Origin of the sequence: Pseudomonas sp. W5-36 (genome assembly GCF_046540455.1) — a bacterium.
In the GTDB taxonomy this organism is placed as follows: Bacteria; Pseudomonadota; Gammaproteobacteria; order Pseudomonadales; family Pseudomonadaceae; genus Aquipseudomonas; species Aquipseudomonas graminis_B.
This window is the reverse complement of the sequence record NZ_JAXCIQ010000002.1, coordinates 96,811-110,643: the sequence shown is the minus strand read 5'-3', so window position 1 is coordinate 110,643 and position 13,833 is coordinate 96,811. Positions and strand designations below refer to the sequence as shown.

Here is a 13,833-nt window from a genome sequence, read left to right as displayed (position 1 = left end):
CCTTCGGATCTGCACAGTGGTGGAATGTGAACATGAACAGGATTCTTTCGATTATCGGCCTGTCGCTAGGGATGGCGATGCTTTCACCGGTTGTCCAGGCGGCTAACCTCAAGACGCTGGATGTCGCCGCATTGCCGGGGGATCGAGTCGAACTGAAACTGTCCTTCGACGGTCCGGTGGCGGCGCCGCGCGGCTACACCACCGAGCAGCCGGCACGAATCGCGCTGGACCTGCCGGGGGTGACCAGCCAACTGGCAATCAAAAGCCGTGACCTGGGTTCAGGCAACGCCCACAGCGTTGTGGTCGTCGAAGCCAAGGACCGCACGCGGGTGATCATCAACCTCACCACGCTCGCGCCCTATAGCTCGCGTGTCGACGGCAACAACCTGTTCGTGGTCGTGGGCCAGGGCGCTGCTGCGGCCCAGGGCTCGCAGCCAAGTACCGCCATGGGCGCGGCGCGAGTGAGTGTGCCGGCCGCGCAATCGGCAAAACCTGTTGCCCGCTCGTACGCGCCAGGCCCACGGTCGGTGAAAAACGTCGACTTCCAGCGCGGCGAGTTGGGTGAAGGCAACGTCATCATCGAGCTGAGCGACACCGGCATTGCCCCGGACATTCAGGAGCAGGGCGGCAAGATCCGCGTCGACTTCGCCAAAACCCAGTTGCCTGAACCCCTGCGCGTACGTCTGGACGTCAAGGATTTCGCGACCCCGGTGCAGTTCGTCAATTCCAGCGCCACGGGTGACAAGGCCAGTATTTCCATCGAGCCGTCCGGCGCGTTCGACTACTCCGCCTACCAGACCGACAACAAGCTGACCATTAGCGTGCGTCCCCTGACCAACGAAGATCAGGAGCGCCGCAACTCGGAGAAACTGGTCTACACCGGCGAGAAACTGTCGCTTAATTTCCAGGACATCGACGTGCGTTCGGTGCTGCAACTGATCGCCGACTTCACCAACCTCAATCTCGTGGCGAGCGACACCGTTCAAGGCGGCATCACCCTGCGCCTGCAGAACGTGCCGTGGGACCAGGCGCTGGATCTGGTGCTCAAGACCAAAGGCCTGGATAAGCGCAAGATCGGCAACGTCTTGCTGGTCGGTCCGGCCGACGAGATCGCCGCGCGGGAGCGTCAAGAGCTGGAGTCCCTGAAGCAGATTTCCGAGTTGGCCCCACTGCGTCGCGAGTTGCTGCAGGTCAACTACGCCAAGGCGGCCGACATCGCCAAGCTGTTCCAGTCGGTCACCAGCGCTGAATCGAAGACCGATGAGCGCGGTTCGATTACGGTCGATGAGCGCACCAACAACATCATTGCCTACCAGACCCAGGACCGTCTGGACGAGCTGCGCCGCATCGTTTCGCAACTGGACATTCCGGTGCGCCAAGTGATGATTGAGGCGCGCATCGTCGAGGCCAACGTCGATTACGACAAGTCTCTGGGCGTGCGCTGGGGTGGTTCGAGCAGCAAGGGCAATTTCACCACCGGCGGCAGTGGCACGGTGACAGGCGCCTCGGCGACCAATGGCCCTTACGTCGACATGGGCGTAACCGACGCCACTTCGTCGATCGGCCTGGGCTTCCTGACTAACAACACGATTCTCGATCTCGAACTGACGGCGATGGAGAAGAGCGGCAACGGCGAAGTGGTCTCGCAGCCCAAGGTCGTTACCTCGGACAAGGAAACCGCGAAAATCCTGAAAGGTACGGAAGTGCCGTATCAGGAGGCCAGTTCCAGCGGCGCGACGTCGGTGTCGTTCAAAGAGGCGTCGCTGTCCCTGGAAGTGACCCCGCAGATCACGCCTGACAACCGCATCATCATGGAGGTCAAGGTCACGAAAGATGAGCCTGACTACGTGAATACGGTGCTGGGTGTGCCACCGATCAAGAAAAACGAAGTCAACGCCAAGGTGCTGGTGGCCGATGGCGAGACCATCGTAATTGGTGGCGTGTTCTCGAATACGCAGAGTAAAGTCGTCGACAAGGTGCCATTTTTAGGCGATGTGCCGTATGTTGGCCGCCTTTTCCGGCGCGATGTGGTTTCGGAGTCAAAATCCGAGCTGTTGGTGTTTCTCACTCCGCGTATCATGAACAACCAGGCGATTGCTGTGAGTCGTTGATTCTGTGCGAAATTTAATTCTTGTGGGGCCGATGGGGGCTGGTAAAAGCACCATCGGCCGCTTGCTGGCCAAAGAGCTTCGACTGCCGTTCAAGGATTCCGACAAGGAAATCGAGCTGCGAACGGGCGCCAATATTCCCTGGATCTTCGACAAGGAAGGCGAGGCGGGTTTTCGTGATCGTGAACAGGCGATGATCGCCGAGCTCTCCGCACTGGACGGCGTAGTCGTGGCAACCGGCGGAGGCGCAGTCATGCGCGAAGAAAATCGCCGCGCCCTGCATGCCGGTGGTCGGGTGGTGTATTTGCACGCTTCCGTTGAGCAGCAGGTGGGCCGGACCTCGCGGGATCGCAATCGCCCATTGTTGCGCACGGCTGACCCGGCCCGGGTGCTGCGCGAACTGCTGGCTATCCGCGATCCGCTGTACCGCGAGATCGCCGATGTCATCATCGAAACCGATGAGCGGCCCCCGCGAATGGTGGTTATCGACATCCTCGCTCTGCTGGCCGAGCTTCCTCCCCGTTAAAGCGCAGACGGAAATGCGCTATCCTCGGCGACCATCAAAAGTGGGGTCGCTACATGGCCTTGCGCCATAGCCGGTGTTGGCGTTTTTCAAGACGTGCACAGGCAACCAATTGTTAACAGCGTGGGGACACATGCAGACACTCAAGGTCGAGCTTGGCGAACGCAGCTACCCGATCCATATCGGCGAAGGCTTGCTGGATCAGCCCGAGTTGCTCAAGCCGTACATTGCCGGTAAACAGGTGGCGATCGTCTCCAACGCCACCGTTGCGCCGCTCTACATGGAACGCCTCACCCGATCCCTCGCCGGTTACAGCGTCTTGCCGATCGTGCTTCCCGACGGTGAAGCCTTCAAGAACTGGGAAACCCTGCAAACCATCTTCGACGCGTTGCTCACCGCACGCCACGACCGCCGCACCACGGTGATTGCGCTGGGCGGAGGCGTTATCGGTGATATGGCCGGCTTTGCGGCTGCCTGTTACCAGCGCGGCGTCGAATTCATTCAAGTGCCGACCACACTGCTCTCCCAGGTCGATTCTTCGGTCGGTGGCAAAACCGGCATCAATCACCCGCTGGGCAAAAACATGGTGGGTGCTTTCTATCAGCCCAATGCGGTGCTAATCGACACGTTGTCGCTGAACACCCTGCCTGAACGCGAACTGTCCGCCGGTCTTGCCGAGGTCATCAAATACGGTTTGATCTGTGACGAACCGTTCCTGACGTGGCTCGAAGAGAACATGGACAAGCTGCGCGTGCTGGATCAGGTCACACTGACGAGGGCAATCGAGCGCTCGTGCGCCGCCAAGGCGGCTGTCGTTGGCGCCGATGAGCGCGAGTCTGGTGTGCGTGCCACGCTGAACCTCGGCCACACCTTCGGCCATGCCATCGAAACCCACATGGGTTACGGCGTGTGGCTGCACGGCGAGGCGGTGGCGGCAGGCACGGTGATGGCGCTGGAAATGTCGGCGCGTCTGGGCTGGATCAGCGAGCAGGAACGTGACCGCGGCATCCGTATTTTTCAGCGCGCCGGCTTGCCGGTGGTTCCGCCGCAAGACATGACGCCCGAGCACTTCCTCGAGCACATGGCGGTGGACAAAAAGGTCATTGACGGTCGTCTGCGCCTGGTGCTGTTGCGTCGCATCGGTGAAGCAGTGGTAACTGACGAATATCCACAAGAAGTACTACAGGCCACACTGGTCGCGGACTACCGCGCCTTGGTGGATCAGCTTAGAGGTTAATGAGAAATCCATGACTAGTTTGCACGCCGATGAGGCCTTCCTCGGTCATTACCAGTTGAGTCATGACCCCTTTGCAACGCGGGTTCCCGGCTTCAAGTTCTTCCCCGCACAGCGCAAGCCCGTGCTGGGCCAGCTGCATCACCTCGCGCGCTACAGCCAGCTGCTGCTGGTCGTGACCGGGCCTCAGGGCAGCGGCAAAACGCTGTTGCGTCAGGCGCTGGTGGCGAGTACCAACAAGCAGTCGGTGCAGAGCGTTGTGGTGTCCGCGCGCGGCGCCGGTGATGCGACGGGCGTGTTGCGCCAGGTTGCTCAGGCGCTGAACGTTGCTCAAGCGGAAATGCGTCCGATCCTGGCGCAAGTCGTGCAGTTGGCGCTGACCGGCCAGGAAGTCTACATCCTGGTGGACGATGCCGAACAACTGGGCGAATCCGCACTCGAAGCGTTGTTGGGATTGGCAGCAGGCACCCCGGAAGGGCGTCCGCATGTCTTCCTGTTCGGCGAGGCTTCGATCATTGATCGCCTGGATCAGCTGTGCGCCGAGAGCGGTACCGAGGAAGAACGCTTCCACGTTATCGAGCTGGCGCCGTACACCGAAGAAGAAACCCGTGAGTATCTGGCTCAGCGTCTCGAAGGCGCAGGGCAGGGTGTTGAGTTGTTCAGCGCCGCGCAGATCACTGATATCCACGAGCAGTCCGGTGGATGGCCAGGCGCGATCAACCAGGTCGCGCGCGATTCGATGATCGAAGCCATGATTGCCAGCCGCTCTGCGGTCAAGCGTCCAAGTATGGGGTTCAAAATGCCTAAGAAACACGTGTTGGCTTTGGGTGGGGTTGTTGTCGCGGCCGTTCTCGCGGCGTGGCTGATTCCAGGCCGCAGCAACGCTCCTGCCACGGCGCCAGCCAACTCCCAGGCTCAACTGCCTCTGGGTCAGGGCCAGGCGCCTGCGCAACAATCGAACAACGGTGGCCCGGCCATCGAGTTCGCCGGTAACTCGCAGCCAATGCCGCTCCCTATGAATGGCTCGCAACCTGCGACCCGAGCGCCGCTGGCTGAGGCCGCAGGCTCGGGCGAGGGTGATGGCGAAGATGGCGGTCCTGCGGCTAATCAATCGCTGCAGCCGCCGACCGTGACCACCACTGCGCCACCGGTGGGCGCGACAGCAAGCCCTGCGCCGACCGTGGCGCAGCAGCCGGTCCCGGCAACGCGTCCGGCCCCGGCCGCCAAGCCGACGCCCGCTCCGGCCCCTGCCGCGAAACCTGCGCCGGCGCCGACCCAGGTGGCCACCGCCAAACCTGCCCCGGCACCGGCGGCCAAGCCGGCAGCCGCAGCGTCTGGCGCGGCGGGCAGCGGCTGGTATGCGGGTCAGGCACCGACGCATTACGTGGTGCAGATCCTCGGCACCAGCTCCGAAGCCACCGCTCAGAGCTACGTGAAAGAGCAGGGCGCCGAGTACCGTTACTTCAAGAAAACCCTGCAGGGCAAGCCTCTGTTCGTGGTGACGTACGGCAGCTTCGCAGACCGCAATGCGGCACTGACCGCTATCAAGGCCTTGCCAGAGAAGGTTCAGGCTGGTAAACCTTGGCCTCGTACTGTCGGCAGTATCCAACAGGAACTCGCCGCCGCCCGCTGATGATGCAGGGACCTTATCCAGGTCCCTCGCTTGGCCCTCCCGATATCACGCATGAGCGTGCTGCCAACGAGCAGCGCGCCTTACGGTGTCTGCGTCTCAGACGCGCATTGATCTTCGGGCTCTCATTGGTCAGACTCGCAAAAAAGCTCTGGCTAGCACGAGAATCGATATAAAACCTTTCATGAATGCGACATAAATTTGCGACACTTCGTCGTCAAATTTGTGAGGACTTGTGTCGCTGTGTACAATGACCTCCCTTTTGCTCCCGCAAAGCCGGCATACGTTCGGCGTGGATGGTAAATGGTTGAATTGAAAAGAAATTTGCCTCGTTAAGGGGCAGCCTGGTGAGAATGTGTCTATGAAAGCAGGTCTGTACCATCCAGAAGAATTCAAGGATAACTGTGGTTTCGGCCTGATCGCCCATATGCAAGGCGAGCCCAGTCATCACCTGTTGCAGACGGCTATCGAAGCCCTGACCTGCATGACCCACCGTGGTGGTATCAACGCCGACGGCAAGACCGGTGACGGTTGCGGGCTGTTGATGCAAAAACCGGACACCTTCCTGCGTGCAGTGGCCACCGAGCATTTCGGCGTTGACCTGCCGCGTCAGTATTGCGCTGGCATGGTCTTCCTCAATCAGGACGACGCCAGGGCCGAAGCCGCCCGCGAAAACATGAACCGTGAAATCCTGGCGGCCGGCCTGACCCTGATCGGCTGGCGCCAGGTGCCGATCGACACCAGCGTGCTGGGCCGCCTGGCCCTCGAGCGTCTGCCGAAGATCGAGCAGGTGTTCATCGGCGGCGAAGGCCTGAGCGATCAGGAATTCGCGATCAAGCTGTTCTGCGCACGTCGTCGCTCCTCAGTGGCCAACGCCGCCGACACTGACCACTACATCTGCAGCTTTTCCCACAAGACCATCATCTACAAAGGCCTGATGATGCCGCGTGACCTCACGGCATTCTTCCCGGACCTCAACGACGAACGCCTGCAAACCGCGATCTGCGTGTTCCACCAGCGCTTCTCGACCAATACCCTGCCGAAATGGCCGCTGGCACAGCCGTTCCGCTTCCTCGCGCACAACGGCGAGATCAACACCATCACCGGTAACCGCAACTGGGCCCAGGCCCGTCGCACCAAGTTCACCAACGACCTGATGGACCTCGACGAGCTGGGCCCGCTGGTCAACCGCGTGGGCTCGGACTCTTCGAGCATGGACAACATGCTCGAGCTGATGGTGACCGGTGGCATCGACCTGTTCCGTGGTGTGCGCATGCTCGTGCCGCCGGCGTGGCAGAACGTCGAAACCATGGACCCGGATCTGCGCGCGTTCTACGAATTCAACTCCATGCACATGGAACCGTGGGACGGCCCGGCCGGCATCGTCATGACCGAAGGTCGCCATGCGGTCTGCCTGCTGGACCGTAACGGCCTGCGCCCTGCGCGCTGGGTCACCACCAAGAACGGCTACATCACCCTCGCGTCGGAAATCGGCGTGTGGAACTACAAGCCGGAAGACGTTATCGCCAAGGGCCGTGTCGGTCCGGGCCAGATCTTCGCCGTGGACACCGAAACCGGGCAGATCCTCGATACCGATGCCATCGACAGCCGTCTGAAGTCGCGCCATCCGTACAAGCAGTGGCTGCGCAAAAACGCCCTGCGTATTCAGGCGACGCTGGAAGACCACGACCACGGTTCGGCGTTCTACAACCCGGATCAGCTCAAGCAGTACATGAAGATGTTCCAGGTCACGTTCGAAGAGCGTGATCAGATCCTGCGCCCACTGGGTGAGCAGGGTCAGGAAGCGGTCGGCTCCATGGGCGATGACACGCCGATGGCGGTCTTGTCGCGTCGTGTCCGTACGCCGTACGACTATTTCCGTCAGCAGTTCGCGCAGGTCACCAACCCGCCGATCGACCCGCTGCGCGAAGCCATCGTCATGTCGCTGGAAGTCTGCCTCGGTGCCGAGCGCAACATTTTCCAGGAGTCGCCGGAGCACGCGTCTCGCGTGATCCTCAGCTCGCCGGTCATTTCCCCGGCCAAGTGGCGCTCGCTGATGACTCTGGATCGTCCGGGCTTTGATCGTCAGATCATCGACCTGAACTACGACGAAGCCATGGGCCTGGAAGCGGCCGTGCGCAACATCGCCGATCAGGCTGAAGAGGCCGTGCGTTCGGGCAAGACCCAGATCGTCCTGAGCGACCGCCATATCGCGCCGGGCAAACTGCCGATTCACGCGTCGCTGGCCACCGGTGCGGTGCATCACCGTTTGACCGAAAAAGGCCTGCGCTGCGACAGCAACATCCTGGTCGAGACCGCAACAGCACGCGATCCGCACCATTTCGCCGTGCTGATCGGCTTCGGCGCCTCGGCGGTCTATCCGTTCCTGGCGTACGAGGTGCTGGGCGACCTGATCCGTACCGGCGAAGTGCTGGGCGATCTGTACGAAGTCTTCAAGAACTACCGCAAAGGCATCACCAAAGGCCTGCTGAAGATCCTGTCGAAGATGGGCATCTCGACCGTCGCTTCGTACCGTGGCGCGCAGCTTTTCGAAGCCATTGGCCTGTCGGAAGAAGTCTGTGACCTGAGCTTCCGTGGCGTGCCGAGCCGCATCAAGGGCGCGCGTTTCGTCGATATCGAAGCCGAGCAGAAAGCTCTGGCCTTCGAAGCCTGGAGCGCGCGCAAGCCGATCCAGCAGGGCGGGCTGCTGAAGTTTGTCTACGGTGGCGAATACCACGCCTATAACCCTGATGTGGTGGCGACGCTGCAAGCCGCCGTTCAGCAGGGTGATTACGCTAAATTCAAGGAATACACAGCGCTGGTGGACAACCGTCCGGTGTCGATGATCCGTGACCTGCTCAAGGTCAGAGAGCTCGACACGCCGCTGGGCATCGATGAAATCGAACCGCTTGAAGCCATTTTGAAGCGCTTCGACTCGGCGGGTATCTCGCTGGGCGCGCTGTCGCCGGAAGCCCACGAAGCGCTGGCCGAGGCGATGAACCGCCTGGGCGCGCGCTCCAACTCCGGTGAGGGCGGCGAAGATCCGGCGCGCTACGGCACCATCCGCAGCTCCAAGATCAAACAGATCGCGACCGGCCGTTTTGGCGTAACGCCTGAGTACCTGGTCAACGCCGACGTGCTGCAGATCAAAGTCGCCCAGGGCGCCAAGCCGGGCGAGGGTGGTCAATTGCCGGGCGGCAAGGTCAACGGCCTGATCGCCAAGCTGCGTTACGCAGTGCCGGGCGTGACGCTGATTTCGCCGCCGCCGCACCATGACATCTACTCCATTGAAGACTTGTCGCAGCTGATCTTTGACCTCAAGCAGGTCAATCCGGCCGCGCTGGTCTCGGTCAAGCTGGTGGCTGAAGCAGGCGTGGGCACGATTGCGGCCGGTGTGGCCAAGGCCTACGCCGACCTGATCACCATCTCCGGCTATGACGGCGGCACCGGTGCGTCGCCGCTGTCGTCCATCAAATACGCGGGCTCGCCATGGGAAATCGGCCTGGCTGAGACCCACCAGACCCTGCGCGGCAACGACCTGCGCGGCAAGGTCCGGGTACAGACGGACGGCGGCCTGAAAACCGGCCTGGATGTGATCAAGGCAGCCATCCTTGGCGCCGAAAGCTTCGGCTTTGGTACGGCGCCAATGATCGCGCTGGGCTGCAAATACCTGCGCATCTGCCACCTGAACAACTGCGCCACCGGCGTCGCGACCCAGAACGACAAGCTGCGCAAGGACCACTACATCGGCACCGTCGACATGGTGATCAACTTCTTTACCTACGTGGCTGAAGAAACCCGCGAGTGGCTGGCGAAGCTGGGCGTTCGTTCGCTGGAAGAGCTGATCGGGCGTACCGACCTGCTGGACATCCTGCCGGGTGAAACCGCCAAGCAGCAGCATCTGGACCTGACGCCCCTGCTGGGTAGCGACCATATTCCAGCCGACAAGCCGCAGTTCAGCCAGGTCGAGCGCAACCCGCCGTTCGACAAAGGCCTGCTGGCCGAGAAGATGGTGGAACTGGCGATCTCTGCCATTCAGGCCAAGAGCGGCGGCGACTACGAACTGGATATCTGCAACTGCGACCGCTCCATCGGTGCGCGGATTTCCGGCGAAATCGCCAAGCTCCACGGCAACCAGGGCATGAACGACGCGCCGGTGACTTTCCGCTTCAAGGGCACGGCCGGTCAGAGCTTTGGCGTGTGGAACGCCGGCGGTCTGAACATGTACCTGGAAGGCGACGCCAACGACTACGTCGGCAAAGGCATGACCGCTGGCAAGCTGGTGATCGTGCCGCCGAAAGGCAGCCCGTTCAAGACCCAGGACAGCGCCATCATCGGTAACACCTGCCTGTACGGCGCGACCGGCGGCAAGCTGTTCGCGGCGGGCACGGCAGGTGAGCGTTTCGCGGTGCGTAACTCCGGCGCTCACACCGTTGTGGAAGGCACGGGCGATCACTGCTGCGAATACATGACCGGCGGTTTCGTCTGCGTGCTGGGCAAGACCGGCTACAACTTCGGCTCAGGCATGACCGGCGGCTTCGCCTACGTGCTCGACCAGGACAACACCTTCGTTGACCGGGTCAACCACGAACTGGTCGAGATCCAGCGCATCAGCGGCGAAGCGATGGAAGCCTATCGCAGCCATCTGGAGCGCGTGCTGGCCGAATACGTGACCGAAACCGACAGTGAGTGGGGCCGCAATCTCTGGGAAAACCTGGACGACTACCTGCGCCGCTTCTGGCTGGTGAAGCCGAAGGCAGCCAACTTGAAGTCGCTGTTGTCCAGCACCCGCGCGAATCCGCAATAACAGCAGCTGCGAGCGGCAAGCTTCAAGCCGCCAGTTAACGGCAGCGCGCGAGTGCCTGCGAACATGATTTTCTTGCAGCTTCAAGCGTGGCGCTTGGGGCTGTAGTCAGGAGTTCTAACACCATGGCTGAACGTCTCAGTAACGACTTCCAGTTCATCGAAGTCGGGCGTAAAGATCCGAAGAAGAAACTGCTGCGTCAGCGCAAGAAAGAGTTCGTGGAAATCTACGAACCTTTCAAGCCTCAGCAGTCCGCCGATCAGGCGCACCGTTGCCTGGGTTGCGGCAACCCGTACTGTGAATGGAAATGCCCTGTGCATAACTTCATTCCCAACTGGCTGAAGCTGGTCTCCGAGGGCAACATCCTCGCGGCCGCCGAGCTGTCGCACCAGACCAACACCCTGCCGGAAGTTTGCGGCCGTGTGTGCCCGCAGGATCGTCTGTGCGAGGGCGCGTGCACCCTCAACGACGGCTTCGGCGCGGTGACCATTGGTTCGGTCGAGAAGTACATCACCGATACGGCCTTCGCCATGGGCTGGCGCCCGGACATGTCCCGCGTCGTGCCCAACGGCAAGCGCGTGGCAATCATTGGCGCAGGGCCTGCGGGTCTTGGTTGCGCTGACGTTCTGGTGCGTGGCGGCGTGAAGCCGGTGGTGTTCGACAAGAACCCGGAAATCGGCGGTCTGCTGACCTTCGGTATTCCCGAGTTCAAGCTCGAGAAGAGCGTGCTGAGCAATCGCCGCGAAGTGTTCACCGGTATGGGCATCGAGTTCCGCCTCAACACCGAGATCGGCAAGGACATCACCGTCGAGCAGTTGCTGGAAGAGTACGACGCGGTGTTTATGGGCATGGGCACGTACACGTACATGAAGGGTGGCTTCCCCGGTGAAGATTTGCCGGGCGTGCACGACGCGCTGGATTTCCTGATCGCCAACGTCAACCGCAACATGGGCTTTGAAAAGTCGCCGGAAGATTTCGTCGACATGAAGGGCAAGAAGGTCGTGGTACTCGGCGGCGGTGACACGGCGATGGACTGCAACCGCACGTCGATCCGCCAGGGCGCCAAGTCAGTGACCTGCGCCTATCGTCGCGACGAAGAAAACATGCCGGGCTCGCGCAAGGAAGTGAAGAATGCCAAGGAAGAGGGCGTAAGGTTCCTGTACAACCGTCAGCCCATCGCCATCGTGGGCGAGGATCGGGTCGAAGGCGTGAAAGTCGTCGAAACGCGCCTGGGCGAGCCGGATGCGCGAGGCCGTCGCAGCCCGGAGCCGATTCCGGGTTCCGAAGAGATCATCCCGGCGGATGCCGTGGTCATCGCCTTCGGCTTCCGGCCAAGCCCGGCATTGTGGTTCGATCCGCAGGGTATCCAGGTCGACAGCCAGGGCCGTGTCGTGGCGCCGGAGCAGGGCCAGTTCAAGCACCAGACCAGCAACCCGAAGATCTTCGCCGGCGGCGACATGGTGCGCGGGTCTGATCTGGTGGTGACGGCGATCTTTGAAGGCCGCAACGCGGCTGAAGGGATTCTGGATTATCTGGGCGTCTAGTTGACGCAAGCTGCAAGCGGTAAGCGGTAAGCGGTAAGCGCCAAGCCACAAGCTAATGGCAGACGCTGATCTGCTTTTACTTGAAGCTTGCCGCTTGAAGCTCGCCGCTGCATTGATGCGACAAATCGCCCCGATAAATAAAAGGCACGGCACCGACCGTGCCTTTTATGTTGGTGTCTGAGAAAATGCCCGCACTTTTTTTCCGGATGCCGACATGACTGCCCTGAAGAACGACCGTTTCCTTCGCGCCCTGCTCAAGCAGCCTGTTGACGTCACGCCTGTATGGATGATGCGCCAGGCCGGCCGCTACCTCCCGGAGTACCGCGCCAGTCGCGCCAAGGCCGGAGACTTCATGAGCTTGTGCATGAACCCGGCGTTCGCCTGTGAAGTTACCCTGCAGCCCCTTGAGCGCTATCCGCTCGACGCCGCCATTCTGTTCTCCGACATTCTCACCGTTCCCGATGCCATGGGCCTGGGCCTGTACTTCGAAACCGGCGAAGGTCCGCGCTTCCGCAAAACCGTCACCACCCTGGCTGACATCGAAGCGCTGCCGATCCCTGACGCGCAGAAAGACCTCGGCTACGTCATGGACGCGGTCAGCACCATTCGCCGCGAGCTCAACGGCCGTGTGCCGCTGATCGGGTTCGCCGGTAGCCCGTGGACCCTGGCGACGTATATGGTCGAAGGCGGCTCGTCCAAGGACTTCCGTAAATCCAAGGCCATGCTCTACGACAACCCGCAGGCCATGCACTTGCTGCTCGACAAGCTCGCACAATCGGTCACGGCGTACCTGAACGGCCAGATTCTGGCAGGCGCCCAGGCGGTGCAGATCTTCGACAGCTGGGGCGGGAGCCTTTCGGCTGCGGCGTATCAGGAATTCTCACTGGCTTACATGCGCAAGATCGTCAACGGCCTGATCCGTGAGCACGACGGGCGCAAAGTGCCGGTCATCCTGTTCACCAAAGGCGGCGGCATGTGGCTGGAAAGCATCGCCGACGCGGGCGCCGATGCGCTGGGCCTGGACTGGACCTGCGACATCGGCGAAGCCCGCCGCCGCGTCGGCAGCAAGGTCGCGCTGCAAGGCAACATGGACCCGACTGTGCTCTACGCCAACCCAAACGCCATCCGCCAGGAAGTCTCGAACATCCTCGCCAGCTACGGCAGCGGCACCGGCCACGTCTTCAACCTTGGCCACGGCATCACCCCCGAAGTCAACCCGGCCAATGCCGGCGCCTTCATCGAAGCGGTGCACGAAATGTCGGCGAAGTATCACCAGTAAGCGCTTTGCAGCTATGAAAACGCCCGGCACATGCCGGGCGTTTTTGTGTGGGGTTCAGGCTGCAGTGATCGTCGGTGCGATATACAACGGCGTTATGGGCGGCTGCTCCCGGTGCTCGGCCTGCCAGAGGTCGTGGCTCATCTGTAATGCCAGCCACATTCGTGCAGTGCTCAGACCGGCGCGTTCCAGTCGGACGGCCAGATCCGGGCTGACCGGCGCACGGCAATTGATGACCCGTGACAACATCTCGCGAGAGTAGTGAAGCCGCCTTGCCATTTCGGCAATTTTAATATTCATCTCCGGAAGCATCTCTTGGATGATTTCACCAGGGTGCGGAGGATTATGCATTCTCATGCCAGTGACTCCTGTCAGTGGTAGTCGAGATAGTCGACCAATTCGATGTCGTTCTCGATAAATCTAAAAATAATTCGCCAGTTTCCGCTCACTGATACAGACCAAAATCCGGTCAGGTCACCCCTCAGAGGATGCAACCTGAAACCGGGTATATCTAAGTCATTAGCGTTTCGTGCAAAGGCCATAACACCAAGGATCTGGCTAAGCCGTCTCGCATGATCGGGGCGAATTCCCTTTGTGGTTCCAGTCTGGAAAAAAGCCCTAAGGCCCTTATGTTTGAAAGATCTAATCATAGCAGCAAAGCGTGAATCAACTATTCACGCTTTGCTGTCAGGCGAGGTAGACGCGAAAGATGTG

General features: G+C 61.1%; 9 protein-coding genes. 7 read left to right on the top strand and 2 right to left on the bottom strand.

Going from position 1 to position 13,833, the window contains the following annotated elements; genetic code table 11:
• Positions 1-32 precede the first annotated feature (32 nt).
• The 7 genes from pilQ (at position 33) to hemE (ending at position 13,122) form a co-directional block, all read left to right on the top strand.
• A complete protein-coding gene (pilQ, locus tag SLW74_RS03330) occupies positions 33-2,111 on the top strand; it encodes a type IV pilus secretin PilQ (protein WP_065986738.1) in 2,079 nt (692 codons plus the stop codon).
• 4 nt (positions 2,112-2,115) lie between these two features.
• A complete protein-coding gene (gene aroK, locus SLW74_RS03325; protein ID WP_065986620.1) occupies positions 2,116-2,634 on the top strand; it encodes a shikimate kinase AroK in 519 nt (172 codons plus the stop codon).
• 130 nt (positions 2,635-2,764) lie between these two features.
• A complete protein-coding gene (aroB, locus tag SLW74_RS03320; protein WP_410928132.1) occupies positions 2,765-3,868 on the top strand; it encodes a 3-dehydroquinate synthase in 1,104 nt (367 codons plus the stop codon).
• A gap of 10 nt (positions 3,869-3,878) precedes the next feature.
• Positions 3,879-5,498, top strand: a complete 1,620-nt coding sequence (locus SLW74_RS03315; protein WP_065986616.1) for an SPOR domain-containing protein — start codon at positions 3,879-3,881, stop codon at positions 5,496-5,498.
• A gap of 358 nt (positions 5,499-5,856) precedes the next feature.
• Positions 5,857-10,302: a glutamate synthase large subunit gene (gene gltB, locus SLW74_RS03310; RefSeq protein WP_410928131.1), complete on the top strand. Its 4,446-nt coding sequence runs from the start codon at positions 5,857-5,859 to the stop codon at positions 10,300-10,302.
• Positions 10,303-10,424: 122 nt separating this feature from the next.
• The gene (locus SLW74_RS03305) at positions 10,425-11,843 is read left to right on the top strand and encodes an FAD-dependent oxidoreductase (protein WP_065986613.1); all 1,419 of its coding nucleotides are present in this window, start codon (positions 10,425-10,427) and stop codon (positions 11,841-11,843) included.
• 214 nt (positions 11,844-12,057) lie between these two features.
• Positions 12,058-13,122, top strand: coding sequence for a uroporphyrinogen decarboxylase (hemE, locus tag SLW74_RS03300; protein ID WP_410928130.1), 1,065 nt, complete (start codon positions 12,058-12,060; stop codon positions 13,120-13,122).
• 54 nt (positions 13,123-13,176) lie between these two features.
• On the opposite strand, the gene SLW74_RS03295 is transcribed toward hemE, so the two are convergent.
• Both SLW74_RS03295 and SLW74_RS03290 read right to left on the bottom strand, forming a co-directional pair.
• The gene (locus SLW74_RS03295; RefSeq protein ID WP_410928129.1) at positions 13,177-13,476 is read right to left on the bottom strand and encodes a HigA family addiction module antitoxin; all 300 of its coding nucleotides are present in this window, start codon (positions 13,474-13,476) and stop codon (positions 13,177-13,179) included.
• Between the two features lie 14 nt (positions 13,477-13,490).
• A complete protein-coding gene (locus SLW74_RS03290; protein WP_083233002.1) occupies positions 13,491-13,769 on the bottom strand; it encodes a type II toxin-antitoxin system RelE/ParE family toxin in 279 nt (92 codons plus the stop codon).
• Positions 13,770-13,833: the final 64 nt, after the last annotated feature.

Bases quoted from the DNA above. Each gene is read 5' to 3' on its own strand.
- pilQ (WP_065986738.1), top strand. From the start codon at position 33: ATGAACAGGATTCTTTCGATTATCGGCCTGTCGCTAGGGATGGCGATG.
- SLW74_RS03315 (WP_065986616.1), top strand. From the start codon at position 3,879: ATGACTAGTTTGCACGCCGATGAGGCCTTCCTCGGTCATTACCAGTTG.
- SLW74_RS03305 (WP_065986613.1), top strand. From the start codon at position 10,425: ATGGCTGAACGTCTCAGTAACGACTTCCAGTTCATCGAAGTCGGGCGT.
- aroB (WP_410928132.1), top strand. From the start codon at position 2,765: ATGCAGACACTCAAGGTCGAGCTTGGCGAACGCAGCTACCCGATCCAT.
- SLW74_RS03295 (WP_410928129.1), bottom strand. From the start codon at position 13,476: ATGAGAATGCATAATCCTCCGCACCCTGGTGAAATCATCCAAGAGATG.
- gltB (WP_410928131.1), top strand. From the start codon at position 5,857: ATGAAAGCAGGTCTGTACCATCCAGAAGAATTCAAGGATAACTGTGGT.
- hemE (WP_410928130.1), top strand. From the start codon at position 12,058: ATGACTGCCCTGAAGAACGACCGTTTCCTTCGCGCCCTGCTCAAGCAG.
- SLW74_RS03290 (WP_083233002.1), bottom strand. From the start codon at position 13,769: ATGATTAGATCTTTCAAACATAAGGGCCTTAGGGCTTTTTTCCAGACT.